The sequence below is a fragment of the Mucilaginibacter koreensis genome, from assembly GCF_054783355.1.
Map to the genome: position 1 here is coordinate 2,127,948 of NZ_BAAGQS010000001.1, position 26,122 is coordinate 2,154,069.

Annotated in this window: 26 protein-coding genes; 2 read left to right on the top strand and 24 right to left on the bottom strand. The window is 43.5% G+C overall.

Features of this window, described 5'->3' with window-relative positions:
* Nucleotides 1-126: 126 nt before the first annotated feature.
* From ACYVNW_RS09670 to ACYVNW_RS09765, 20 genes are all read right to left on the bottom strand, one after another.
* Entirely contained in the window at nucleotides 127-927 is an 801-nt protein-coding gene (locus tag ACYVNW_RS09670) for an OmpA/MotB family protein (RefSeq protein ID WP_460679654.1), read from the bottom strand.
* A gap of 28 nt (nucleotides 928-955) precedes the next feature.
* The gene (locus tag ACYVNW_RS09675) at nucleotides 956-1,618 is read right to left on the bottom strand and encodes a DUF2461 domain-containing protein (protein ID WP_460679655.1); all 663 of its coding nucleotides are present in this window, start codon (nucleotides 1,616-1,618) and stop codon (nucleotides 956-958) included.
* Nucleotides 1,596-2,003, bottom strand: a complete 408-nt coding sequence (locus tag ACYVNW_RS09680) for a DUF983 domain-containing protein (protein WP_460679656.1) — start codon at nucleotides 2,001-2,003, stop codon at nucleotides 1,596-1,598. The genes ACYVNW_RS09675 and ACYVNW_RS09680 overlap by 23 nt, the downstream gene beginning before the upstream one ends.
* 26 nt (nucleotides 2,004-2,029) lie before the next feature.
* Complete coding sequence (locus tag ACYVNW_RS09685; RefSeq protein ID WP_460679657.1) at nucleotides 2,030-2,305, bottom strand: hypothetical protein; 276 nt, start codon at nucleotides 2,303-2,305, stop codon at nucleotides 2,030-2,032.
* 17 nt (nucleotides 2,306-2,322) lie between these two features.
* A complete protein-coding gene (locus ACYVNW_RS09690; RefSeq protein WP_460679658.1) occupies nucleotides 2,323-2,895 on the bottom strand; it encodes a DUF420 domain-containing protein in 573 nt (190 codons plus the stop codon).
* Between the two features lie 14 nt (nucleotides 2,896-2,909).
* Nucleotides 2,910-3,614, bottom strand: a complete 705-nt coding sequence (locus ACYVNW_RS09695; protein WP_460679659.1) for an SCO family protein — start codon at nucleotides 3,612-3,614, stop codon at nucleotides 2,910-2,912.
* The gene (locus ACYVNW_RS09700; RefSeq protein WP_460679660.1) at nucleotides 3,614-3,964 is read right to left on the bottom strand and encodes a cytochrome C oxidase subunit IV family protein; all 351 of its coding nucleotides are present in this window, start codon (nucleotides 3,962-3,964) and stop codon (nucleotides 3,614-3,616) included. Before ACYVNW_RS09700 ends, ACYVNW_RS09695 begins: the two co-directional genes overlap by 1 nt.
* A 20-nt stretch (nucleotides 3,965-3,984) precedes the next feature.
* Nucleotides 3,985-4,698, bottom strand: a complete 714-nt coding sequence (locus ACYVNW_RS09705; RefSeq protein ID WP_460679661.1) for a cytochrome c oxidase subunit 3 — start codon at nucleotides 4,696-4,698, stop codon at nucleotides 3,985-3,987.
* A 20-nt stretch (nucleotides 4,699-4,718) separates the two neighbouring features.
* Nucleotides 4,719-5,300 carry a cytochrome c oxidase subunit 3 gene (locus ACYVNW_RS09710; RefSeq protein WP_460679662.1) on the bottom strand — a complete coding sequence of 194 codons (582 nt, stop codon included), beginning with the start codon at nucleotides 5,298-5,300 and terminating at the stop codon, nucleotides 4,719-4,721.
* Nucleotides 5,301-5,304: 4 nt separating this feature from the next.
* Nucleotides 5,305-6,156 carry a heme o synthase gene (cyoE, locus tag ACYVNW_RS09715; RefSeq protein WP_460679663.1) on the bottom strand — a complete coding sequence of 284 codons (852 nt, stop codon included), beginning with the start codon at nucleotides 6,154-6,156 and terminating at the stop codon, nucleotides 5,305-5,307.
* Nucleotides 6,153-7,214, bottom strand: coding sequence for a COX15/CtaA family protein (locus tag ACYVNW_RS09720; RefSeq protein WP_460679664.1), 1,062 nt, complete (start codon nucleotides 7,212-7,214; stop codon nucleotides 6,153-6,155). Before ACYVNW_RS09720 ends, cyoE begins: the two co-directional genes overlap by 4 nt.
* Nucleotides 7,215-7,386: 172 nt before the next feature.
* Nucleotides 7,387-9,267: a cytochrome c oxidase subunit I gene (locus ACYVNW_RS09725; RefSeq protein WP_460679665.1), complete on the bottom strand. Its 1,881-nt coding sequence runs from the start codon at nucleotides 9,265-9,267 to the stop codon at nucleotides 7,387-7,389.
* A gap of 19 nt (nucleotides 9,268-9,286) precedes the next feature.
* Complete coding sequence (locus ACYVNW_RS09730; protein WP_460679666.1) at nucleotides 9,287-10,495, bottom strand: cytochrome c oxidase subunit II; 1,209 nt, start codon at nucleotides 10,493-10,495, stop codon at nucleotides 9,287-9,289.
* 48 nt (nucleotides 10,496-10,543) lie between these two features.
* Nucleotides 10,544-11,812, bottom strand: coding sequence for a quinol:cytochrome C oxidoreductase (locus tag ACYVNW_RS09735; protein WP_460679667.1), 1,269 nt, complete (start codon nucleotides 11,810-11,812; stop codon nucleotides 10,544-10,546).
* 12 nt (nucleotides 11,813-11,824) lie between these two features.
* Nucleotides 11,825-12,400: a c-type cytochrome gene (locus ACYVNW_RS09740; protein WP_460679668.1), complete on the bottom strand. Its 576-nt coding sequence runs from the start codon at nucleotides 12,398-12,400 to the stop codon at nucleotides 11,825-11,827.
* The gene (locus ACYVNW_RS09745; RefSeq protein WP_460679669.1) at nucleotides 12,393-12,929 is read right to left on the bottom strand and encodes a DUF3341 domain-containing protein; all 537 of its coding nucleotides are present in this window, start codon (nucleotides 12,927-12,929) and stop codon (nucleotides 12,393-12,395) included. The genes ACYVNW_RS09740 and ACYVNW_RS09745 overlap by 8 nt, the downstream gene beginning before the upstream one ends.
* 4 nt (nucleotides 12,930-12,933) lie before the next feature.
* Nucleotides 12,934-14,400: an NrfD/PsrC family molybdoenzyme membrane anchor subunit gene (gene nrfD, locus ACYVNW_RS09750; protein WP_460679670.1), complete on the bottom strand. Its 1,467-nt coding sequence runs from the start codon at nucleotides 14,398-14,400 to the stop codon at nucleotides 12,934-12,936.
* Between the two features lie 20 nt (nucleotides 14,401-14,420).
* Nucleotides 14,421-17,483: a TAT-variant-translocated molybdopterin oxidoreductase gene (locus ACYVNW_RS09755; protein WP_460679671.1), complete on the bottom strand. Its 3,063-nt coding sequence runs from the start codon at nucleotides 17,481-17,483 to the stop codon at nucleotides 14,421-14,423.
* Between the two features lie 42 nt (nucleotides 17,484-17,525).
* Nucleotides 17,526-18,806 carry a cytochrome c3 family protein gene (locus tag ACYVNW_RS09760; protein WP_460679672.1) on the bottom strand — a complete coding sequence of 427 codons (1,281 nt, stop codon included), beginning with the start codon at nucleotides 18,804-18,806 and terminating at the stop codon, nucleotides 17,526-17,528.
* Nucleotides 18,807-19,061: 255 nt separating this feature from the next.
* Complete coding sequence (locus ACYVNW_RS09765; RefSeq protein WP_460679673.1) at nucleotides 19,062-20,042, bottom strand: deoxyhypusine synthase family protein; 981 nt, start codon at nucleotides 20,040-20,042, stop codon at nucleotides 19,062-19,064.
* A gap of 136 nt (nucleotides 20,043-20,178) precedes the next feature.
* On the opposite strand from ACYVNW_RS09765, the gene ACYVNW_RS09770 reads away from it, so the two are divergent.
* A complete protein-coding gene (locus ACYVNW_RS09770) occupies nucleotides 20,179-21,315 on the top strand; it encodes a BamA/TamA family outer membrane protein (RefSeq protein ID WP_460679674.1) in 1,137 nt (378 codons plus the stop codon).
* 402 nt (nucleotides 21,316-21,717) lie between these two features.
* Here ACYVNW_RS09770 and ACYVNW_RS09775 read toward each other — a convergent pair whose 3' ends face one another.
* Entirely contained in the window at nucleotides 21,718-22,335 is a 618-nt protein-coding gene (locus ACYVNW_RS09775) for a hypothetical protein (RefSeq protein WP_460679675.1), read from the bottom strand.
* A 29-nt stretch (nucleotides 22,336-22,364) separates the two neighbouring features.
* Between ACYVNW_RS09775 and ACYVNW_RS09780 the strand changes: the two genes are divergently transcribed.
* Nucleotides 22,365-23,228 (top strand): transglutaminase-like domain-containing protein, encoded by an 864-nt coding sequence (locus tag ACYVNW_RS09780; RefSeq protein ID WP_460679676.1) that lies wholly within the window; start codon nucleotides 22,365-22,367, stop codon nucleotides 23,226-23,228.
* A gap of 77 nt (nucleotides 23,229-23,305) precedes the next feature.
* Here ACYVNW_RS09780 and ACYVNW_RS09785 read toward each other — a convergent pair whose 3' ends face one another.
* From ACYVNW_RS09785 to ACYVNW_RS09795, 3 genes are all read right to left on the bottom strand, one after another.
* Nucleotides 23,306-24,220: an alpha/beta hydrolase gene (locus tag ACYVNW_RS09785; protein WP_460679677.1), complete on the bottom strand. Its 915-nt coding sequence runs from the start codon at nucleotides 24,218-24,220 to the stop codon at nucleotides 23,306-23,308.
* Between the two features lie 32 nt (nucleotides 24,221-24,252).
* Nucleotides 24,253-25,342 (bottom strand): peptide chain release factor 2 gene (prfB, locus tag ACYVNW_RS09790; RefSeq protein ID WP_460679678.1). Its coding sequence is split into 2 segments (ribosomal slippage): nucleotides 24,253-25,281 and nucleotides 25,283-25,342, totalling 1,089 coding nucleotides; the frame shifts between segments, so codons are not numbered across the junction.
* Nucleotides 25,343-25,466: 124 nt separating this feature from the next.
* Nucleotides 25,467-25,895 (bottom strand): hypothetical protein, encoded by a 429-nt coding sequence (locus ACYVNW_RS09795; RefSeq protein ID WP_460679679.1) that lies wholly within the window; start codon nucleotides 25,893-25,895, stop codon nucleotides 25,467-25,469.
* Nucleotides 25,896-26,122: the final 227 nt, after the last annotated feature.

Below are 26,122 nucleotides of genomic sequence, written 5' to 3' on the forward strand. Positions count from 1 at the left end.
GATCCGTTTGTGCAATCATGCTTCGAGTGCATTAGCATGACAGGAGTAGTATAATTTTCTGTTACTTCCATATTAACAAAAAAGCCCCGGCTTAGTGCCGGGGCTCACAAAATTATTACAGGATGATTACTTGGTAATCAAGTTATACAGTTCATCCAGCTTAGGCGTCAGCACAATTTCAATGCGACGGTTGCGGGCACGGGCAGCGTCGGTATTGGCCGGGTCAATGGGCTGGTACTGGCCCTTACCGGTAGCCGTTAAACGATGTGGATCTACTTTTTGCACTTCAGTTAAGAAGCGGGTTACCGAGGTAGCACGTAATACACTCAAATCCCAGTTATCTTTGATCTGCCCGAGGTTGACTACACGTTTATCGTCGGTATGGCCTTCTACAGCAATATTGATGTCAGGCTCTTTGTTTAACACTGCGGCTAACTGCTCTAAAGCTTGTTTACCTTTTTCATCAATTACAATACTGCCGGATGGGAACAGCAGCTTATCTGTTAAGGATACATACACCTTACCATTACGGATATCAACAGTAAGACCGCTGTTTTGGAAGCCCAGCAACGCCTGTTGTAACTTATTACGCAGAGCATTGGTAGCTTCATCGCGCTTGCGCAAAATATCTTCTACCTCGCGCAAACGGGCTTCGCGTTTTTTCAGGTCGTCTGATAGCTGGCCTACTTGGTTTGAACTTGCGTTATAATCTTTGTTAAGCGCGTTAAACTTGGTTTGCAAATCGGCAATCTGGTGGTGCAAGCGCGCCGTATCAGCCTGCAGTCGGGCCAGTTCGGTTTCCAGGTTGGTGGTTCTGTTTTGCAGTGAATCGCGGCTGGCCAGCAAAGTATTGTACTTTTTGGTTGATACGCACGAGTTCATCATAATGCAGGTGAGTGCTGCTAATAGTATGTACTTCAATTTCATGGTATAAGTAGGTTAAGTGAAAAAAACATTATGCTATGGCATTGGCCAAAAATATATTCAAAGGTTGAATTTTGCCGCACAAATCAGTTACATGTTGCACCGCATCGGCGCTTTGCAGTTCAGTGTCTTTTAAATCATGTATGGCTGCAAAACTTTTCAACTTCAACAGTTCAATATTTTCGTTATCAGGTTCATAACCCTTGGGCATTACTTTTAGTTTTTCCTGATTCCTGAAATCGCCAAACAGTTGCTTAAACTCCGGCGCATCAACTATATTTTTCAGTTCAGCTGCGTTGTAATCAATCTCCTGCCTGATCGCTTTCAAATCTTCTGCCTGTGGCATCCAGTAGCCACCGGCTATAAAAGACGCGCCCGGCTCAATCTGCAAAAAGTAGCCAATTCCCTCTTTGGCATTGCCGGTTCTGAGCCTACCTACAGACATGTTGGTTTTATAAGGTGTTTTATCCTTACTGAAACGCACATCGCGGTAAATACGCAGCACACACTTTTTAGGGTCTTTATCAGCGCTGATGGTTGCATCTATTTTGCTCAATCCTTTAATTAATTCGGCTGCAAAATCAACTACGTTTTGCTGCGCGGCATCATAACGCTCTTTATTGTCCTGAAACCACTCGCGGTTATTGTTTTGCGCTAAATCATGTAAAAAGCTAAACGTCTCTTTGCGGATCATCAGTATCTAGGTATGAGTGATAATGTATTTTGGGTGAAAGCCAGTATAATAGCAAAATGCGCGAATAACGGTAATTAAATGGTGCCATTAGAAAGCATCCTCCCAGTACAACACCCAGGTACAACCAGGGCGAATCCATATTATGAGTGAAAATATAGGTGGCTACGCCCAGCGTAACCGCTTCGGCAACGTTGAGCGCATAACTTACATACATCGCCGCGTAAAAGTAACCGGGTTCAATTTCGAAATGAAAGCCGCAACGTGGGCAATTCTCATTCATGCCGCTGTTGCCAATGGCATACATACCGCCGTAAAAAATATTGCCCCGGCGGCAGCGGGGGCATTTGCCGTGCAGTATTGCCCAGCCTTTGGGTGTTGTGGCCATAGTATAGATAACCGGCCTAACCGGTATTAGTTCAGGTGAAGTTTTTCATCGCGCATCTTCAGATCTACGTTTTTGCGACGATATTTTTTATACCAGATGAAACCTACTGCCGCTGCTGCAATATATGGCGCAGCCAGCAAGTACATAATGCCATTATTAAGCCCGTTGGCCGTAGTATTTCCGTTTTGAGTACCTGCATCAGCTGTGGCCGAACACATGGCGCACTGGGCTTTTACTTGTGTAATACCTGCAGCGGCAAAAGTTAAAACAGTGGCGATAATGAAAATTCTTAATGCTTTCATGTGTTTACAAAAATAACTTAAAACCTATAATAAGGCGATATCATGATGTATACAATTACCCCGGTTACGGTTACATAAAACCAGATTGGAAACGTCCAGCGTACCAGTTTTTTGTGTTTGGCTACCTGCATTTGCAAACCACGGTAAAAGCTCATTAATATTAACGGTAAAACAACCGCAGCCAGTACAATGTGTGAAATTAATATCACATAATAAATATAGCGTATACTACCGGTTGCCGCCTTCTCCTGGTCAGATACCAAATGGTCGCCGTTCAAATCTCCAAACTTGGTTTCAGGTGCCAGCCAATGGAACAAAATATAAGAAACAAGGAACAGTGATGACAACACAAAGGCCAAAACATTAATGCGCTTATGCATAGTCACATTACCGTTTCGAATATAAAACAAAGAAATGAGCAGCAGCACACTGCAAGTGCCATTCAGTATGGCATTCAGCTTAGGTAAATAGGGAGTAAAGGCAGGGAGTTGGGCCGGCACCGGTAATACCTTAAGGTTAAGTATCACCACTACTAAAAAAACAAATATAGATACCGCAGCTACAAAGCGGAAAATGAACTTATCAGTCATGGAATTAGAAATTCTTATAAATCAGGAGCTTTAATTTTTCGTAATTCTTCGGCTATTTGCACTTTTATCTCATCATTGAGGCGCATTACTTCAGTTATTGAGCCGCCGGTGTAATAGCCGCGTATGCGGTTTTCGGCATCTATCAAAATCATTTGGTTGCTGAAAACAAAGTTGTTGGCGTCTACCTGCGCCGCATTCACTAAAAAGCCTTTACGGGCCAGCGGGTACACCTGCGCCGTATCGCCGGTGAGAAATTGCCACTTGTTGGTTTTAGCTTTATATCGGGTGGCAAATTGCTTCAGTTTCTCGCTATTATCTACGCTGGGGTTTACTGTAATAGATGCGAAATGAATCAGGCGGTTTTTAACATAGTTATGTACCAGGCTGTCCATATTATTGCATACGGTAATACAGGCATCGGGGCAGCCGGTATAAAAGAAATTAACTACCGTAATGCGGCCCTTCAGGCTATCAGCAGTAAACGGTTGTCCGTCTTGATTGATGAGTTGAAAAGCAGGCAGCTTATGGTAAATAGTATCGGCTATATATTTACCATGAAAGGTATGGCCGGTTTTGGCCACTACTTTGGGGCCATAAAATGGCAATGGTTTATAGCGGTTTTTGCCGCCAACCATCAGTAAATAATACAAAAATCCTGGTACTGCTAAAATGAGCACCAGGATTGTAACTTGTTTAAATCCGATTTTTTGCTGTTGCATTACCCGCGTAAATCAAGCCAATGGTGGCTTTCATTGGTAAGCACCAGAATTAAGCCGATGATAAAAATAATCGGGATGAGGATGGTATATGCTAAACCTACTTTTTCAAACTTTAAGTGCATAAAGTAGGCAACAATATAAAATGCTTTAAACAATGTAAGCACGATGTATACCGGGTTTACCACATTGATAGGCACAATTCCTTTTGGAACCAAAACCAGTGCGATAAAAAATTCAACAGCGGTGATACCCAGTAAAATCCAGAATACCCTCCATATTCTTTTTTTACTCATGGTGTCATGCGATGCATGATCGGCATGAGGATCGTTATGTATTTCTGATGATGACATGATAATTCAGATTGAATGTGTTAAACTAAATAAAAGAAGGTAAATACGAATACCCAAACCAAATCTACAAAGTGCCAGTACAAGCCTACTTTTTCTACCATCAGGTAACTGCCGCGCTTGTCATATGTACCTTTAAGTACATTAATAAGGATAATGATATTGATAATTACCCCGCTAAATACGTGGAAACCGTGGAAACCGGTGATGGTAAAAAACAGGTTGGCAAACTGATGCGCATAAGTAGTAGAAGGCGTACCGTTAAACAGGTGCTTCAATTCCTCCATGCTTGGGATGCTCCCCCACCAAAAACCTTCGTGGTGTAAGTGGGTCCACTCCAGTGCCTGGCAACCCAGAAACATGAAACCACCAATTACAGTAGCAATCATCCACCCGGCAACTTCTTTGCGTGCACCACGGTGACCGGCTTCTACGCCTAATACCATAGTTACAGAGCTCATGATCAGGATGAAAGTCATTAAACCTACGAATACCAGCGGAGCGCCACTGTCCAGCACACCGGGTACCGACTGAAATACTTTATCGGCCGCAGGCCAGTTGGTTGAACTAAAACGTAAAGCGCCGTAGGCGATAAGTAATGATGAGAAAGTAAAGGCATCTGATAACAGGAAAAACCACATCATCATCTTTCCGTACTCTACCGAGAACGGAGACTTGCCGCCTGACCAAGGGCCAGACTTTACTTCATCTATTTGTGATACTGCTGCTGTACTCATTTGTACTAATTATAGAATTATTAATGTTGGTTCAAAAGTAAAAAAACATAGAGATAAATCCATACCAAATCCACAAAATGCCAAAATATTGAGGCCATTTCCATGCGGTATAAATTCAGCACTTGTGGTGTTTTGCCATATGCACTGCGCAGGCTTATAATTAGTAACACCAAACCCGCCAAAATGTGTATCATGTGCATGCCCGAAAACACATAAATAAACGAGATGGAAGCGTTGGGGTTTATAAAAAAAGCTTGTAAGCGGTAAGTTAAAGTATACCAGGCAAAAATCTGGATTACAAAAAACGCAATGCCTAAAGCAAAGCTGATCCATAAAAACAGGCGTTGCTTGTCAAACTGTAAGCCTTTAGCCGCCTTATTAGCTAAAAACAGGGTAATGCTGCTTAATAAAATGGTAGCCGTACTGTAAGCAAATGCAGCCGGCATTTGTATTTGTAAAGCATGCCCCCGCCCTCCTACGTACACAATAAATGCGCTGGTAAGCGCAGCAAAAAACATAAAGGAGGTAAATATGAACACCCACATGTTAAATTTCTTTGGGGTGAGATCAAGTTTTGTGTTGTCGTCTTGTAAGTAAGCCATGAGTTTATTTTCCTATAAAATCAAATAAAAACGCTAACTGCACTATGGGCAGATATAGAAATGAACCAAACATCAACTGCCTTGCCGACGGAATGGTTAACAAACGCAGCAAATTGAATGCCTGATATAAGAATATAACGCTGCAAACCAGTGAAATGATACCTACATAATTGCCGCCATAACCATATATAGTTGGCAGCAAACTTACGGGTACCAGTATCAGCGTTACAACAAAAGTTACTATAGCACTGGTACGGTCGCGCTTCTGGGTAGGCAGCAGGCGGAATCCGGCGAGCTTGTAATCATCGTCCAACACCCAGGCTATGGCCCAAAAGTGCGGGAACTGCCAAACAAATTGCACAAGGAACAGAATAACAGCTATTTCGTCAATCCGACCATAAGCAGCTACATAACCAATAAGCGGTGGTAATGCACCCGGTATTGCACCCACAAATACCGCAAAAGGCGATTTGCGTTTCATAGGCGTGTATACAAAGGCATATAATACAATAGCAAAAATTGATAAGTAGCCGGTAAGCAGATTCAGGCTACCCAACAAGTAAGTACCACCCAAGCCCATGCCCAAGCTTAAGATCAGTGCCTGACCATTAGTCATGCGCCCTGAAGGCAGCGGACGATCTGCCGTGCGTTTCATCAGGCGGTCTAAATCCTTTTCAATAATTTCGTTAAAGCCATTGGCAGCGCCGGTAATCAGGAATCCGCCTACAACAAGCTTCAACCAATCTACCCAATGAATCATGCCGGTTACTTTGTTACCGATGATGAAGGAGATAGAAGCCGAAAATACGACCAGGAAGGTAAGCCGGAACTTAATCAGCTTAATAAAATCTTTCATCTGCGCACGGCCTCCGCACCTGCCGATTTATAAAAATTCAATAATAGATAAAATTGTGCCCCAAACATTAAACTGGCTAGCACGATATGTGTAGCCTGAGCAAAAGGCGGCAGCGCAAAATATGATAAGGCAATGCCGGTGCCTATCTGCAATACAATAAGCAAAAATATAAAGCTCATTAATTGCTGATGAACCGAATGCCGACTGAAGTTGCGGCGCACCAAAGCATACAGCATCACGTTGATTATCAATACCAAAATGGCGGTGTCTCTATGATGAGGAAACACCGGCCCGGTATCATTTACCCAACGCTCGCGGTATTGCTGCTCAAAATGGCCGGCCACAGCATCTACCTGCTCACGAACCTCTGTGCCCAGTGTGATTTGAACAATGCTGATAATTAACGCAATAATAGCTACAACACTCAAAAACGAGCTGATGCGTAATGACTGCTTCCCTTCCACTTTTGATACATGGTAGGTATAAATACTAATAGCTAAGATAGCCAGCGCAAGCAACATGTGAACCGTTACGATCCAAGCAACCAGATTAGTAGAAACCACGATAGAACCTAACCAAGCCTGGAAGAATACCAGCAATAAGTTGAATATACTCAATACCGGTATAATGCTTTTTTGCCCAAAATATTTAAACGAGTAAACCATGGTTAGCAGCAAAAACACGCCCGATAAAGCACCAATTAAACGGTTAACATATTCCGTCCAGGTACGGGTAGCGTTAAATTCCTCAGGTACCAAAATTGATTTGTCGTTACGCAGGCGTTGGGCTAAATCAGCATAACCAAATACATCAAGCGTTTTTGCAAACCGTTCGTTTTTCTTGGCACGGCCGGCCACATACGTTTGCTTGTAGTCCTTGGGGAGTTCAGAAGCATCGGTGGGTGGTATATAACGGCCAAAGCACTTGGGCCAATCAGGGCAACCCATACCAGAGCCACTACTGCGTACTACCCCACCAGCTAAAATAACGGCAAAAAGCAAAACGATGGTTATCAGGTTAACCTTCTGAAATCTGGCTTTTGCGGTGGAATCAATCATCTTTCTTCTTAATCGCTCGGGGGTTGATCAACTTAAGTTATAGGATAGCAATGTATATTAGTTAACTTAACTTGAACATCAACAGAACCCTCTATGAACAATTTAGGGTACCTGCTGCCGAAAGAGCATGCTTTCCGGTACAGGTACCCTAACTATTTCTTATAACAAGTGATTACTTTACTTGCTCATTTGAGCTTTGGGTATTCTCTTGGTGCATTTTCAAACCAGCATCAATATCTTCAAAATCATGAGGTAAGTTCGAGCTCATGGTTTGAGAGAACGGTACGGTTTGAGGAATGAAATCTTCATCATGCCCTGGCTTGCTGTAATCATATGGCCAACGGTAAACAGTTGGTATTTCTCCAGGCCAATTGCCATGGATGTGCTCAACAGGTGTAGTCCATTCCAGCGTGTTTGAATTCCATGGGTTTTGAGTGGATTTCTGTCCGAAGAAGATCGAATAGAAGAAGTTCCATAAGAAAATCAACTGCGCGAATGCTGCCATGATAGCAGACCAGGTTACAAATACGTTTACTGACACCCATTTTTTCAATGGCTCTATCTCAGTAAATGAGTAGTAACGGCGAGGCACGCCATCTAAACCCATAAAGTGCATTGGGAAGAATACCAGGTAAGCACCAATGAAAGTTAACCAAAAGTGCAGGTAACCCAATTTGCTGTCCATATGGCGGCCAAACATTTTAGGGAACCAGTGGTACACACCAGCCAACATACCAAATATTGCTGCCGAACCCATTACCAAGTGGAAGTGAGCAACTACAAAGTAAGTATCATGCAGGTTAATATCTAATGCAGCGTTACCTAAGTATATACCGGTTAAACCACCAGAGATGAAAAACGATACGAAAGCAATTGAGTACAGCATAGCCGGTGTAAACTGAATGTTACCGCGCCAAAGCGTAGCCAGCCAGTTAAATGTTTTTACTGCTGATGGTACCGCAATAATCAACGTCGTAATCATAAACACACCACCCAGGAACGGATTCATACCCGTAACAAACATGTGGTGGCCCCATACGATGAACGACAACACGGTAATACCAATTAATGAATACACCATGGCATGATAACCGAAGATAGGCTTACGTGAATTGGTAGCCATTACTTCTGATACCAGACCCATTGCCGGCATAATTACAATATATACTTCAGGGTGACCCAGGAACCAGAATAAGTGCTGGAACAAAATCGGGCTACCACCTTCAAAGTTCATCACCTGGCCTTGTACTACAATGTCAGACAAGTAGAAGCTGGTACCAAAGCTGCGGTCAAAAATCAATAATACCACACCTGCTACCAGTACCGGGAACGCTAACAAACCTAAAACGGCAGTTAAAAAGAAAGCCCAGATAGTTAAAGGCATTTTCCATAAGTCCATACCCTTGGTACGCATGTTCAGAATGGTACTGATGTAATTGATACCACCCATCAGCTGCGAAGCGATGAAGAACACCATACTTACCAACCACAAAGTCATACCCATACCAGAACCAGGCATAGCTTTTGGTAAAGCCGACAGTGGAGGGTAAATCGTCCATCCCGGACCAGCAGGGCCTTTTTCTACAAAGAATGAACCCAGCATGATCACACTGGCAATGAAGAAAAACCAGTAGGAAAGCATGTTCATGAAAGGTGAAGCCATATCACGTGCACCTAACTGGTAAGGGATAAGCAAGTTACTGAAAGTACCGCTCAAACCTGCAGTTAACACAAAGAATACCATGATGGTACCGTGAATGGTAACCAGCGACAGGTAGAAGTTTGAATCCAAATGCCCGCCTGGTGCCCATTTACCTAACAACACTTCCAGGAAAGGGAATGATTTTTCAGGGTAAGCTAATTGGATACGGAACAGGATAGACAGGATCATGGCGATAACGGCCATAATAATACCAGTAATCAAAAACTGCCGTGCGATCATTTTGTGATCCTGGCTGAAGATATACTTGGTTATAAACGTCTCTTTATGGTGATGTCCGTGATCGTGATCATGATGTGTAACGCCATGATCTTGAACTGATAATGTTGACATATGCTCTCGTTATCTTGTATTAATTATTCAATGCTAATCTAATCTGTTCTTTGGTGGGCTGTACTGCAGGCACGTTGTCTGCAAATTTCAGCTCTTTCTTCAGTTGTTCGCTCAAGTAAGGCTTTTGGTGAGCCAACCAAGTATAATATTCCTCTTGCGTTACCACTTTGATCAGCTTCTGCATGTTGTAGTGGCCACCACCACAAATTTTGTTGCAGTACAAATGATAATCAAAAGTCTGGTCATCCAGGTTTCTGCGCATTTGCTCTGTAGTAATGGTTGGCGTAAACTTGAAGTAAGTAGGCAAACCAGGTACCGCATTTATTTGTACCCTGAAATTTGGCATGTACACACTATGAATTACATCCTGCGCCAAAATATTCAAACGAACCGATTTGTTTACCGGCAGTACAATGGTATCGGTACGTAAATCGTCAAAGCTATTGCGGTCTTTAAAATTTACACCTAACACGTTGGTACCGCTTATCAATTTGTAATCTTTCAAACCTAATTTACCATCGTGTCCAGGGTAACGAATCTCCCACGCGAACTGATGGCCTGTTACATCTATTTGTAACGATGCAGGTTCGCCTTTAGCATCAACAGTGTTAGTTATTTTTCTCCAGGAGAAAAAACCAAAGATTACCAAAGCTGCTAACACAATTGCAGGTGTAATAGTCCACGCCTTTTCAATAGTGTTATTATGCGGATAGTAATAAGCTTTACGTGTTTTTTGACCGCGGTATTTATAAGCGAAGCCGAACAACAGAATTTGTGTGGCGAAAAACACAATTACAGTGATACCAAATGTAACCCAGAACATAGTATCCAGCGTTTTACCATGTGCAGAAGCAGATTCAGGTAATATCATGCTGCCATGAACTGTAAACGAGTAATAAACGCCTACCAAACCAGCCAGCAAGAACAGGATGAAGCCAACAGCCATTGACTTGTTCCAGTCAATACCTTTTTTACCTTGCATTTGCAGGGTAAGGTCATATATTCTCAAAATTTTACCTACAATACCAATAATTACACCGGCCAGCACGACCAATACAACATAGTAAGCTACAGTAGTCCACATACCGGCTGTTTGGGCCGATTGGTCGGCTGTAGCAGTAGCATTTGAACTGGCGGTGCCCTGCGCCATTAAAGCGGTTGCGCCTAGCATAAACACCGTGAGCAACGAAAGGAATTTATTAGAACTTATATATTTTTTGAATCCCATTTTAGTGTTTGTTTTGGTATTCTTAATGTGATGCAAAGGTAGCAATTATTAAATGTGATGGTGAAGGCTTTCCTCCAAAAACGGATGCTTTTTGGGTACTAATGATTCGAATTTACTCAATGAATTCAGCATCAGGAATACAAACAAACCAGCGAAACCTAAAAAGATGCATATTTCCTCAACACCAAACCCTGTACCTTTAGGTCCTACTGTTCCAGGCATAATCATTAAGTAATAATCCAGCCAGTGACCTAAGATGATGACGATTGAAGCCAGCTTCATTCTGCTGAACATACGTTTAGCATCACGAGACATCAATAGTAATAAAGGAGCTAAGAAGTTGATCACGATGTTCAGCCAGAATAACCATTTAAACTCCGGTTCCCAACGTTTGTAGAAATACACACTTTCCTCCGGTATATTAGCGTACCAGGTAAGAAAGAACTGTGCAAACCAAAGGTAAGTCCAGAATATAGAGAAGCCGAACATCAGCTTACCCAAATCATGCAGGTGGTTGGAAGTTACCCATTGCATATAACCTTTTTCACGCATCCAAATCAGTGTAAGGGCGATTGCTGCTAATCCGGTTACGTGCATTGCAGCCAGGTTATACCAGCCAAACATCGTAGAGAACCAATGAGCCTCTAACGACATGATGGTAGCAAAAGCAAACAGCGGAAATGTAAAACCCAACACTACTAAAAACACCACTGAGTATTTAAAGCTCTTGTTATAGTTGAACATGCCTCCGCGCGAATCTTCAGCAACTGAAGCATTAACTAAAACACGGCCCAGTATGCTGTATGCGCCCAAGAACACAACAAGCATTAAAAAGAATGTTCCGCGGTTTAAGAAGGCCGATTTACCTGCAATAGTCGCATCATAGTTGGGGCTTCCTTTTGTTACCAGGCCATCTGTAGCCCAATGTGCGTACAAAAATGGCTCGGTTACCGTTTTACCATCCTCTACATAAGTGTGGTTGATAAACAAACCGGCAGCTGCAATGCCAATTAGGATGATGGATGCTACAGGCAATACTCTTGCAAACGCATGAGGTACGCGTATAATAGAAGCAGACCAGCCAGATTGCGAAACGTATTGTATTGCGCAGAAAAAGATACCACAGATGCAAATACATGCAAAGTAATAACTCATCAACAGCAGGTTTGAAAACGTGCGTTCTGCGTGTTCACCGTTTTTATAAAGAAAGCCAAACAGAATACCTATTACCCCAATAGCAATGCATGCCAGGCTGAGGGTCTTAGTTCTTCCGCCAAACTCAAATCTTTCTTCTATAGTATGATTATGAGTACTCATTAATGTAATATGTTATAAAGTTTGTAAATGGTGAACATACATTACTACTTTCCAGCGCTCCTCGGGCGATAGCTGTGAAGCGTAGGAACCCATGGCATTTACACCATAAGTAATGGTATGATAAATTTTTCCGTCGGTTAAATCTTTCATGGCACCACCGCGTGATGACTGGCCTTTAGAGTAAGATGGCGGCGCAGGATAACCGTGCTGTACTACTTCGCCGTCACCTTGCCCGTTAGGGCCATGGCATGGGGAGCACATGTGCTCGAAAAGCAGTTTACCTTCTTTGTAATTTTCATTACCAGATTTTAACGGGTTAGTTACTGCCAAGCTGGCTGCTTCATAACCATCCTTGGTATTAGGATAGTTAAAGCGCACAAAACCGATTGGTGTTGTACCTGCCGGCGGTAACTGCGATGTTTTACCATCACGGAAATTCGGGTTCTTCTGGTCGTACTCAAAAGCAATATGCTCATACATATTTGGCGCGTACTGCCATCCCGTGCTTCTTTTATCTTTACATGAAGTAAATACAAGGGTAGCGGCAATGGTAACTGCCATGGCGCCTAATATTTTACTTTTATTCATAGCTAACATATTTTCTGTCGTTATGCTTAATTTCTACAGCTCCGGCTTCTTTCAGTATCCGGCTGATATCATCGTGAGGAATATTACCTTTAGCATCAATGGCAATCACAAAGCGGTCATCAGTAGCGCGCAAGTCCATTACCCGCGGCGCACGGCCCGGAAACAGGTGTGTTGCTGCGTAAAAGGTTAACACCATGCCAAATGCGGTAAATAAGATTGTCCACTCAAATGTGAAAGGAACAAAGTTAGGTATGGCAAAATTGGGCTTACCGCCAACATTCATTGGCCAGTCGTGCACCAGGGTGTAATATACAATGCTAAAGATAACGGTAGCACCCAAACAGCCAAAGCAAAAGGCAGCATAGCCGAGGCGGGATTCCTTTACACCCAGTTTATCCTCAATGCCGTGAATAGGCATTGGAGTATATACATCATAAATCGGAACGCTGTTCTTTTTCAGCTGATCAATCCCGTGCATCATTTCATCGGGATCATCAAATAAGCCTAATATAAATTTTGTGCTGCTCATGTTTTTACTTTTCGTAGTCAGACAGGTCTACACTATCATACTTAATTAACGATTGCTTGTATTCGTCCACCTGTTCAGGATCGAGCTGTTGGTGGGCAATCAGCGCTTTCTTGGCTTGCTCGCTCGATGTTTTAACGAGTAACTTCACCTCGGCGATAGCAATAGAAGGCAATACGCGGATAAAGAGCAAGAACAAGGTAAAGAATACCCCTATTGAACCTACGAATACACTTACATCAACCCAGGTTGGGTAAAACATAGCCCAGCTTGATGGCAGGTGATCGCGGTGTAACGATACAACGATGATTACAAAGCGCTCGAACCACATACCGATGTTTACAATGATAGACAGTACCCATGACAATGGGATGTTTGTTCTTACTTTCTTGAACCACATCAGCTGCGTCATACCGATGTTACAGCCGTACATCATACAGCCAGCCCACCAGTACGGACCGATAAACCTGTTAAGGAAGGTATACTGTTCACCTTCAACACCAGAGTAGTAAGCAATGAAGAACTCTGTCAGATAAGCTACACCTACAATGTTACCGGTAAGCAGGATGATTTTATTCATCGACTCGATGTGGAACATCGTAATGTAGTTTTCGAGGCCCAATACTTTACGGGTAACCAAAAGCAGGGTTTGCACCATGGCAAAACCAGAGAAGATAGCACCCGCAACGAAGTATGGAGGGAAGATGGTAGTATGCCATCCTGGCTCCAGAGATGTTGCAAAGTCAAATGATACAATGGTGTGTACCGAAAGTACCAGCGGTGTAGAGATACCGGCCAGGATTAATGACACAGTTTCGAAACGTTGCCAGGTTTTAACCGAACCAGTCCAACCAAATGACAGTACAGAATAAATGCGGCGGCGTAAACCAACGGCACGGTCACGGATGGTAGCAATATCGGGTAATAAACCGGTGTACCAGAATACCAGTGATACTGAGAAGTAAGTTGAAATCGCGAATACGTCCATCATCAGCGCTGAGTTCCAGTTTACCCATAGTACATACTGGTTTGGCAGCGGTAAAGTGTAGTAGGCTAACCATGGGCGGCCCATGTGACCTAAGATGTAAGTAGCCGCACAGATAACCGCGAAGATGGTCATCGCCTCGGCAGAACGGTTGATGGAGTTACGCCAGTTTTGACGGAAGATTAATAATACCGCAGAGATTAGCGTACCGGCGTGACCGATACCTACCCACCAAACGAAACCTGTAATATCCCAGGCCCATCCAACGGTTTTGTTCAAGCCCCATTCTCCGATACCGAACCAGAAGGTCCAGCTGATAGAGAACAACCATAATAACGCGCCTAAACTTGCTACGGTGAAACCAATCCACCAGGCTTTGTTCGGCATATTTTCTACAGGGTTTAATACCTCATTGGTTATTTGCGCGTAAGTGATATCCTTACCCGTAATTAACGGTTCCCTGATTATTGATTCACTGTGAGATGCCATGTTATACTCTCTTTTAAAATTTAAGCCTCAGTTTCTGTTGCAGTTGCAGCTCTGTTTCTAACTTTTGCCTGGTAAGCAATGCCTGGTTTGGTTCCCAGTTCTTCCAGCACATAGTATTTACGCTCGCTCTTCATCGCTTTTGATACCTCTGAGTTAGGGTCAGCCGCGTTACCAAAGATGATTGCATTGGCCGGGCAGGTTTGCTGACAGGCTACTTTGATTTCACCATCTGTTACCGGGCGTTTTTCCATTTTGGCTTTTAATTTACCAGCCTGGATACGCTGTGCACACATTGAGCATTTTTCCATCACCCCACGGAAACGGGTAGTTACATCAGGGTTAAGTACAAGCTCAGTGTAATCGTTTTGCAGGTAATTTTCAAAGCGTGAATCGTTCCAGTAGTTAAACCAGTTGAAACGGCGCACTTTGTACGGGCAGTTGTTAGCACAGTAACGGGTACCCACACAACGGTTATAAGTCATCTGGTTCAAACCTTCAGACGAGTGGGTGGTAGCCAGTACCGGGCATACGGTTTCGCAAGGAGCATGATCACAATGCTGGCAAAGCATTGGCTGGTAAGCAACCGATACATTGTCAAAATTCTTCAGATCATCGATCTCTTTCTCGCGGGTTACTTCTTCGTTGTTGTTTTCGCCGTTGAAGGTGTAGTAGCGGTCAATGCGTATCCAGTGCATTTCGCGGCGGCGGCGAACTTCATCGCGGCCTACTACCGGAACGTTATTTTCAGCGCTACAAGCTACCACGCAGGCACCACAACCGGTACAAGCGTTCAGGTCTATGGCCATTACCCAGTTGTAATCGGTATACTGGTAATCATTCCATAAATCGTAAGGCTCTTTCGATTCCTTGCCTTCCTTCATGGCTTTAGCAGGGTTCTTCACAAACTCAGCCAGGGTAGTTTCTTTAATAATGCCTTCGCGGCCTTCGTAAGAATTGTGGGTTTGAGTTAATGCCAGTTCTACCCGCTCTAAACCTGCTGATTTGATATCGGCAGTTACCGCAGTTTGGAAGGTGCCGTTACGGAATGTCATGAACGGATAAGCGTTCTGACCTACGCCATCGCCTACTTTACCGGCTTTGGTACGGCCATAACCTACAGCTACAGAGATGGTATCTTGTGCCTGGCCTGGTTGTAACAACACCGGCAGGTTGATAGAATAACCATTAGCGCTGATGGTTATTACATCGCCTTGCTCATAACCCAGTTTTTTTGCAGTAGCAATAGACATGGCTGCAAAGTTATCCCAGGTTACTTTTGATACCGGTTCAGGCAACTCCTGTAACCAAGGGTTGTTGGCGTATTTACCATTTTTTACTGTTCCGTTTTCATACACGGTAAGTTCTACTTTACCGTTTGATGCAGCCAGTTCATTGCTGTGCGATACAATAGTTTGTACCACCGCACCCAAATCATGGGTAAAAGTGTAGGTACCTTTAGGCTTATCGGCTGCTTTTACAAAGCCGGTTTGCAATAAGGTTTCCCAACCTGCTGCACCTGCTAAACCGCCTTGCGGCAGAATGGTAGTAGTCCAGGTATTACGAACGAAAGTATAGTAATCTTTTACCGGAGCATTAGCCCAGTTTAATAAGCTTTCTTCAGCACCACGGGTATCATATACCTTGTTGATGGTAGGCTGTATAATAGTATAGTAACCTTCTACTGCATTCTCATCACCCCAGCTTTCCAGGTAATGGCTGGCTGGTGCTACGATGTTACACAGTGAAGCGGTTTCATCATTGTAATCAGCGAATGAAACGCGCAGACGTACTTTTTTCAAAGCGTCGGTCAGCTCTTTAGTTTTGTAATAGCTGTAAACCGGGTTAGCGCCCATAAAGAATACGGCATCAACCTCTCCCCTTTTAAGTTCGTTTACAAACTCTACAAACTCGGCATCGTTACCGGCGTATTTTTTAATCGGGTTATCCAGATCAATAGTGGTACCGTAGCTGCCCAGCAGGGAGTTAATGGCGTTCACTAAAATTTGGCAGGCTACATCATTTGAACCCGAAACTACCAGGGCGCGGCCCTTGGCAGCTACCAGCTCTTTAGCAGCCAGTACAATGGCGTTATCAACTGCGGTGTTGATTTTTTTAGAACCTGGTAAAGTAGTACCTGCAACAGCGTTATACAAATTTACCAGCGCCAGGCCTTCTTCTGATGGTTTTAAAACGATACGGGTATCAGCGTTTGAACCGGTGATGGTCATACCACTTTCGAACTGAATGTGGCGAGACATCTTTTTGTCTTCAAGCGCTTTCCAGCTGCGTTTTGAAGTATACTGACGCATCTGCTCGGCCTGAATTAACCATGAACCCAGGAAATCGGCACCAAAGCTTACAATTACATCCGCATTTTCGAAGTGATAGTGTGGAATTACTGCTTTACCGAAGCTGTTTTGATTGGCCTGAATGATACCTGTATAAGATACGGGCTCATAGTTTACCAGTTTAGCATTCGGATAAGCTGCCGTAAAGTTGGCAATTACGCCAAGGGTAGACGGGCTGTGAACCGAAGAAGCAATGATGCGGATTTTTTTACCACCGGCTTTAATGGCCGCCAGCTCGTTTTTCACAAAGCTGTCAACACCACTCCAACCGCTGTCACCACCGTCCTGCATCGGGCCTTTTAAACGGTTTGAATCATATAAATCCAATACCGAAGCCTGTACCTGTGCGGTTAAACCGCCTTTACCGAATATATCGTTGGGGTTACCTTCTACTTTAATCGGGCGGCCTTCGCGGGTTTTTACCATAATGGCATAACCCTCGTGGCTTGACACGTAGTAGTTTGATACACCCGGAGTTACCTCTTCAGGCTTAATTAAATAAGGAATAGATTTATACACCGGAGCTTTTTGACAAGCTGCCAATGAAACTGCACCTATACCAAAACCCAGAGTTTTCAGAAAGTCGCGGCGCGGAGTTTTGCCCATCAGGCCGTTTCCGCTCAGTACTTCTTCAATAGGCAGCGGTTCGGCAAATTCATTTTTATTTGCTTCAACAAATTCCGGCGTGCTGTTTAGCTCTTCTAAACCCTTCCAGTATTTTTTATTGCTTTCCATTTAAGCTATATAAACTGTAATTGCTAAGTTTTAATTCAATTATTAATAATGGCACTTGCTGCAATCGGTTCCACCCAGCATTGCTACAGTTACTTTTTCGCCATTTTTAAGTTTTTCGTGTGCTTTCAGCAGGTTATCATAGTAACCATTGCCTTTAGCATTCACGTTGGTGCGGCGGTGGCACTGTATACACCATTTCATGGTAAGCGGTGAGTATTGGTACACCTCTTTCATAGTTTGGATCGGGCCGTGGCAAGCCTGACATTGAATGCCGCCTACACGGGTATGTTGTGCGTGGTTAAAGTAAACCAAATCGGGCAGGTTGTGGATACGTACCCACTGTATTGGGCGGGCCTTGGTAGTATCATATTTAGCTGTTGCCGGATCGTAACCCAACGCATCGTAAATTTTGTGAATTTCCGGAGATTCTGTTTTAACTACCTTGTGGCAGTTCATACAGATATTCAGCGACGGAATAGTTGCGTTTTTGCCTTTGTAAGCCGGAGAGTGGCAATACTGACAGCTAATTTTCATTACACCGGCATGCAGCTCGTGCGAGTACTTGATTGGCTGTACCGGCTGATAACCCTGGTGAACATTGGTGTTCCACATGGTTACCCAGCTCCAGCTACCCATAGCAATAGTACCACACAGAATGATAAAGAACACCAGCTTCTTGTTTTTCAGCAGCTTTTGAGCGGCAGCCAGGCGGGCAGCTTTTTTAGCAGCCTTAGCTTCGTCCTGCTCTTCTTCATCAGCAGCTAATAATGCAGTAGTATCAGCTTTCTTTACCAGCAGGCGCTCTAAAGTAGCTACCACGCGGTTTAATACCAGGATAACAGCGAAGGCTACTACGATTAAGCCAATTAAGCCCCAAACCAACAAATCGCTCGGGCCTGAATCGGCAGCGGCAGTTTGACCAGGTATAACCGGAGCTGCTTTAGGCGGCCAGTTGGCGCGCACATAAGTGATAATGTCAGCCACATCACCGTCAGACAACTCGGTAAATACGTTCATACCAGCCTGGTTGAACTCGTTGTATACCTTTAATGCCTTTGGATCTTTAGCAGCAATTAACGCCTGGTTGTTCTGAATCCATTTGGTTAACCATTTATCATCTGTTTCTGATGTAATACGTGGACCCAGTGCCGGACCAACCATATTCACATCCAGTTTATGACAAGCAGTACATTTGGCTTTAAATAAGGCCTCACCTTTGGCGGCATCGCCCGCCGCACGTGCAGTAAGTGTAGAAGCAGCTAAACCGGCAATTACAAGAACCGACCGGGAAAACTGTTTAAGAATCAATGAGATATTTCTCATAAAGCGTATTTATGCTAAATAATTATGTGTTTTGATGATAAAACCGTTGAAAAAAGTGCAGATGTAACCCTTTTTTCAGTCCACAAAAGTAAAACTTATTACAGTATGGCTGACAAATTCCTGACACAATGTTATAATTTATAATCGTTCTAAACAACCAAAAAAAATAGCCCTTAATGCGAAATTAAGGGCTATTTTATATAGTTACAGTTAAACCAAACTATTGTTCGGTTAAATTAAATTTGCCGGTATAAATTATTGTTTTAGCAACCAGGCGAATATTAATGGCGCTACAATCGTAGCATCAGATTCTACTATAAATTTAGGCGTATTGATATCCAGCTTACCCCAAGTGATTTTTTCATTAGGTACTGCACCCGAATATGAACCATATGAAGTGGTGGAATCAGATATCTGGCAGAAATAGCTCCAGAACGGAATGTTTTCCATTTCCATATCCTGGTACAACATTGGTACTACACAGATAGGGAAATCACCGGCAATACCGCCACCAATCTGGAAAAAGCCGATGCCTTTGCCATCAGAGTTTTTTACATACCAGTCGGCCAGCCAGCCCATATATTCAATACCACTCTTCATGGTAGTGGCCTTAATTTCGTTTTTAATTACGTATGAGGCAAAGATGTTACCCATGGTAGAGTCTTCCCATCCGGGTACTACAATAGGCAGGTTCTTTTCGGCCGCAGCCAGCATCCACGAATTTTTAGGGTCAATCTCGTAGTATTGCTCCAGCTCACCGCTCAATAATATTTTGTACATATACTCATGCGGAAAATAGCGCTCGCCTTTGTCGTCCGCATCTTTCCAAATCTGGTAAATGTGCTTTTGTAAACGGCGGAAAGCTTCCTCTTCGGGTATACAGGTATCAGTAACGCGGTTGTAGTGGTTTTCTAACAAATCCCACTCATCCTGCGGGCTCAGATCACGGTAATTAGGTACGCGTTTATAGTGTGAGTGCGCTACCAAGTTCATGATGTCTTCCTCAAGGTTGGCACCTGTACAAGAAATAATGGCAATTTTATCCTGACGGATCATTTCGGCCAGGCTAATGCCCAGCTCGGCAGTACTCATAGCACCAGCCAGGGTTACCATCATTTTACCGCCTTCTTCCAAATGCTGTTCATAGCCTTTGGCGGCATCCATTAAAGCGGCTGCATTAAAGTGTAAGTAATTCCTTTCAATAAACTGTGATACAGGGCCTCTTTCTATGCTCATGAATTTAAATTGCTTTTTAATTAATTTTCTGCAAAAGTAGGTATTTTCAGGCAAACGTAGTTTTAAAATCAAAAAAGCTGATTTTATGTTGACACGTGCATAAGGCGTGTATATTAGCCGCCGCAAACTCCATTACATGAAGAAATTCTTTGTGGTGCTGATGCTATTAGCCAGCTTTACGGCTACACAGGCGCAGCCCCGTTTCATACCCAAATTTGTGCGCAAAATGCTGTTTGAAAAAGACAGCACCAAGCACAGTAGTTTTTTTCTGCTTCCGGTATTTAGCTCGGCGCCCGAAACCGGTGTAGAGCTGGGCGCTTCGGCTTTGTACTCTTTTTATACCGATACCCTGCACCAGGGTACGCGGGTGTCTAACATTTTTGCTTACGGCACCTTCACTACTAAAAGCCAGCAGCGCCTGAGCCTGAGCACCAATTACTGGACGCCAGCCAACCGCTATCATTATACGGCCTCCATTAAGTACACCAATTTTCCGAACAATTTTTATGGTATCGGCAGCAATACCGCTCTGGCCGATAAAGACCCCATCTCCGAAAAGCGACTGCTTGTTAACTTAGAAGCTGAGAAACGCTTTGGCAATTATATTTATGCCGGGTTTGTAGCCGGCGGCTCCGATTACCGGTACCACAATAAACAGGCGGGTGGCATTTTTGAAACCAATCCGCTGGTAGAAGACCGTAACGGGGGCAGCCTCCTGTTCATTGGCCCGAGCCTGACTTTTGATAACCGTAACAACAATACTTATACCACACGCGGTATACATGTAAACGGCTACCTGAACTTGATGCAGGGCCTGTTTAACAACAATGCTTACCGGGGAGGCTTTTTAAATATAGAATATACCCAGTTTTTTCCGCTGGCTAAACGCTGGGTACTGGGCACCGATATACAGAGCCAGAACCTGGTGGGTGGCCAGTCGCCTTTTTACCTGCTGCCTTCATTAGGTAATGATGAAATGATGCGGGGTTACTATAACGGCCGTTTCCGCGACCGCAACCTGATTGCCGGGCAAGCCGAATTGCGCTACCGCCTGAGCGACCGATTGGGGTTGGACGGCTTTGTAGGCATGGGCACCGTTTTCAGAAACAGCTTTAACCTGGATGACCTGAAACCCAATTACGGTGGCGGCATCCGCTACTTTTTTGATGTAGAGAAAGGCCTCACTCTGCGCCTGGATTACGGTATTGGCGAGAAACGCCCCGGCGAAAACCGCATCAGTGGGTTTTACTTTAGCTTAGGCGAGGCTTTTTAATAGCGCTATTTCTAAATTAAGGTACTAAAGGCAGTTAAATAATTTGCCGAACTATCAGCAATAGCCTTAGCCCACCGCTTTTTAATGTTTTCCGTATTGAGGCTTTAGACAGGCAGATTGCATTTACCGTAAGAAGTACGAATACATCCTGCAGCGTTCACAGTACTGGTGTTCATGAACGTTCACGACTGTTCACGAGCGTTCACGCTTATACTTATTAACCATAAGTACAATTCAATAATTATTTACATCAAATTGAATGTCAATTAATTACTAAAGAATACGATTTTATCCAGTTAAATTTCACCTACTTAAACGTCATGAAAAGCGTTCACGAGTGTTCACGAAACATGAACGTGAACACTCGCAAGCTTATACATAAACGTACAGTTAAAAACGCAATTAATACTTCACCCTGAAATGCTCCTTGCGCTGACCTGCCCTGAAAAATACCAGTTGCAGCCAGAATAAATCAATAGTCACCGTTACCTGCGGATGGGCTTTAATGGCCTGCCATTCGCTTCTACCCTGCGGGTTACGGTAAATATTCTGGATGATGATGACATCATCGGGCTGAACACTGAGCGCTATTTGTTGAAGCAACTGCAAAGCGGACGAACTGCCTGCATCTACATAAACCAGTGCCGGGTGGCCTGTTAATCTGAGATCATTAATCTCCCCTATTTTGATACCAGGCAGGGCCAATCGGAATACCGAAGCGATTACGGGATTATGCGCCCCCACGGTATACACAACCCTATATTGAAACCTGGCCAGCAGCCGATATAGCAGTTGCAACACTTTGAGCGGTGGTGTTGTAAACGTACGGTCATATCTAAATTCAGCAGCTTGCTTTTTTAACTCGGGATATGCGTTTTTGGCACAAAAATCGTAAATTACTTCATCAACCAGCCGGTAAACAAAGGGAGAGTGCAAACCATGCCTGTTATTTGCGGTAATGCGATGAAGCAGGTATTTAATGGCCAACCTTACGTTTAACATGGCTGCAAAAATATACATTGATTTAATATTTTAATACCTGTTACTGAATGATGAATACATCAGAAATAAATTCCCTCATCCGTCTTTTGGATGATCCTGATAGCGAAATTTACACTCATGTACACGATAAGCTGCTCAGTTACGGGCACGATGTAATTGAACACCTCGAATCTGCCTTTACCGAAGCTTTTGATCCTATACAACAGGAACGCATTGCCAACCTGGTACACGAAATACAATTTACCATTGTAAAAAACGAGTTAAAGCTTTGGTACCAGGGCGGTGCCTTTGATTTGCTGCAGGGCGTACTGGCCATCAACAAGTACCAGTACCCTGATATTGATGAGCAGAAAATAATTAACCAGTTAGAAGCCGTTAAGCGCGATGTATGGCTGCAATTAAATAATGAAAGCAGCCCGGCCGAACAAATTAAATTGGTAAACCATGTATTATATAACATTTATGGTTTCACCGGCAATACTAAACACCACCAGGACCCTCAAAACAGCTATTTGAGCCAGGTGCTGGAAAGCAAGAAGGGCAACCAGATTTCACTGGCCATCATCTACTCAGTTATTGCACAAAAGCTGGATATACCGGTATATGGTGTTAACCTGCCCCAGTATTTTATACTGGCCTATATTGATGAAAGTAATGCCTATCCCGATTTTAACGACAATGGTGTATTGTTCTACATTAACGCCTTTAACAAAGGCCAGATTTTCGGCAAGCGAGATGTAGATATGTTTTTAAACCGGCTGAATCTCAAATCGGATCCGCAATTTTACCTGCCCTGCAGCAATGCCGATATTATAAGGCGCATCATCCGCAACCTCATTAGCGCTTATGAGCAATTAGGCTCAACAGAGAAAGTAGATGAGTTGACAGAGCTAATGGAAATTGTAAGTTGAGGTTTAAAGTTAGGATAAAGGACAAAAGATGCATACTTAATTGCCGTCTTTTGTCCTTTATCTTTTATCCTGAATTCTTATTGGGCTAACCAGCCTTCCACTTTCATCCAGTTGACCAGGCGGTCAAACCATTGATCTTGGGTGGTGGGATTGTTAAGGCCGAAACCGTGGCCGCCTTTTTCGTAGATGTGCAGTTCGCCTTTTATACCGGCCTTTACCATAGCCTCATAAAACATCAGGCTGTTTTGAACCGGCACGGTTTTATCATCCTGCGCATGAACCAAAAATGTGGGCGGCGTTTGTGCGGTTACCTGCTTTTCGTTCGAGAAAAAATCCATTTGTGCTTCTGTTGCATTTTTACCCACCAGATTATGTTTCGACCCTGTATGGGCAGACTCGCCAAAAGTAATTACCGGGTAAAGCAGCACCATAAAATCTGGCCGCAAGCTGGTTTGCTTGGGGTTGTCAATTACAACTTTATCGAAATGTGTGCCCGCTGTAGAAGCCAGGTGCCCGCCGGCCGAGAAACCGACAATACCCACTTTATTGACATCAATTCCCCATTCGCCTGCCCGCTCACGCACCATTTGCAAGGCACGTTGTGCATCCTGCAAGGGGCCGATAGTTTTATCAACCATAATCTGATCGCTGGGTAAGCGATACTTAAGCACGAATGCCGTAATGCCAACTTCGTTAAATTTTTTGGCAACAGCTTCACCCTCGTGGCCCATGGCCAGATGAACGTAGCCGCCGCCGGGGCATATCACTACAGCCGTTCCGTTAGCTTTACCTTTTTCAGGAAAGTAAGGCGTAAGCGTAGGTTCTGTCACCATCCCCACGCTCGTTCCTTTCGAATATTCTTTATAATCAGCCGGTGCCTCTTTACTATTAGGCACTCCTTTAGGGTATAAAGCAATCGGTGTAACAGACTGTGCCACAGTTATAGATGATAGAAAGAATAATACCATTAAAGTTGCTGCATATTTTTTCATACCTGCAAATCTATAATGCTAACATTAATTGATTATTTACTCCCGCCAAACTCCATTAAATAGGCTTTCAGAAAATCGTCCAGATCGCCATCTAATACGGCTTGTGCGTTTGAGGTTTCGTGGTCGGTGCGTAAATCTTTTACCAACTTGTAAGGATGCAACACATAGTTGCGGATTTGCGACCCCCACTCTATTTTCTTCTTATTACCCTCAATAGCATTGGTGGTCTCCATACGCTTACGCATCTCAATTTCATATAACTGCGACTTCAGTAAGCGGATGGCGTTTTCCTTGTTTTGCAATTGCGAGCGAGACTCCTGGTTTTTGATAATGATGCCTGAAGGTTTGTGATATAAACGAACAGCGGTTTCTACCTTGTTCACGTTCTGGCCGCCGGCACCGCCCGAACGGAAAGTTTCGAACTCAATATCGGCCGGATTGATTTCAATCTCAATGGTATCATCTACCAGCGGGTATACGTACACTGAGGCAAAAGAGGTATGGCGCTTGGCATTGGCATCAAATGGCGATACGCGCACCAAACGGTGTACTCCGTTCTCCCCTTTCAGGTAACCATAGGCAAATTCACCTTCCAACTGCAGGGTTACGGTTTTTATACCGGCCACATCGCCTTCCTGCGAATCTTGCTCGGTTACTTTGTAGCCGTTTTTTTCGCCCCACATAATGTACATACGCATCAGCATACTGGCCCAGTCGCAACTTTCGGTACCACCGGCACCGGCGGTAATTTGCAACACGGCATTCAGCTGGTCTTCTTCGGCCGAGAGCATATTTTTAAATTCAAGCTCTTCTACTACTTTCAGTGAGCTGTTGTACTGCTCGGTCATTTCGACCTCGCTTACATCGCCGGCCTGATAAAATTCAAACAGCACCTGGGTATCTTCTACCGAGGCCACCACCTTATTGAAAGCATCGGTCCAGATTTTTTTGGCTTTGATAGAGGCCAGCACTTTTTCTGCTTCTTTAGGCGCATTCCAAAAATCCGGACTTACTGTAATTTCCTGTTGTTTGGTTAATTCTTCAAGTTTGGTATCAATGTCAAAGATACCTCCTCAGGGAAGTTGTTCTATCCCTTAAATCCTGCACTTGTTCTTTAGTCATAAGGGCAAAGATAAGTTTTTAAGATACACAAATCAGGCATAATTTAAGTGCCTGCAACCAACGCAAAAGGCCCGTACATTTGTACGGGCCTTTTGCCATATCACACCACAAGGGTAGTTTAGTTTTATGCTACTACCATTAATTGGTGTACCAGGCCGCTTAAATCGGCACGGTTGCCATTTAAGGTAGAAAGCATAGAGCTGATATTCTGCTCGCCGCGTGACTGCTGCACCAACTGCTGCATTACCGGCGGAATAAGGCTCTGAGAGGCTGCTTGTGCAGAAGCCGGGTCAATATCATAATACTTGTTCAGTTTGTTGGCAAAACGGTTGATAATACTGGTGACCAGCGATGTATTGTTTACACCGGTTAACTGAAAGAACTTAATTAAATCATTAATTTTTCCGCTTTCCATCTGGCCCTTCAACACCTCAATAATTGAGCTTGAAGCCTCATTGATGGTAGCCTCGCGGTATTTGGCCGGGATAACCGGGTTTTGCATAATAGCATTGCCGGCATTGCTTTTTACAAGTTGGAACAATTTTTCAAACATAGTGGTAGATATTAATTTCAATTTTTTCTAAAATTATCGCCCATCGATAATAATAAGACAAATATAATAGTAATTACTTTTAATAATCAAAATAAAATTAACAATTATTTAATAAAATAATAAAAATGAAGTGTTTAACCAACACTAACCTAAAAGTGTTCATATCACACTTCAGGCATGAATTTATTCTGAAATAATTGGTTTATTTTTGCCCAAAACAGTTCAAT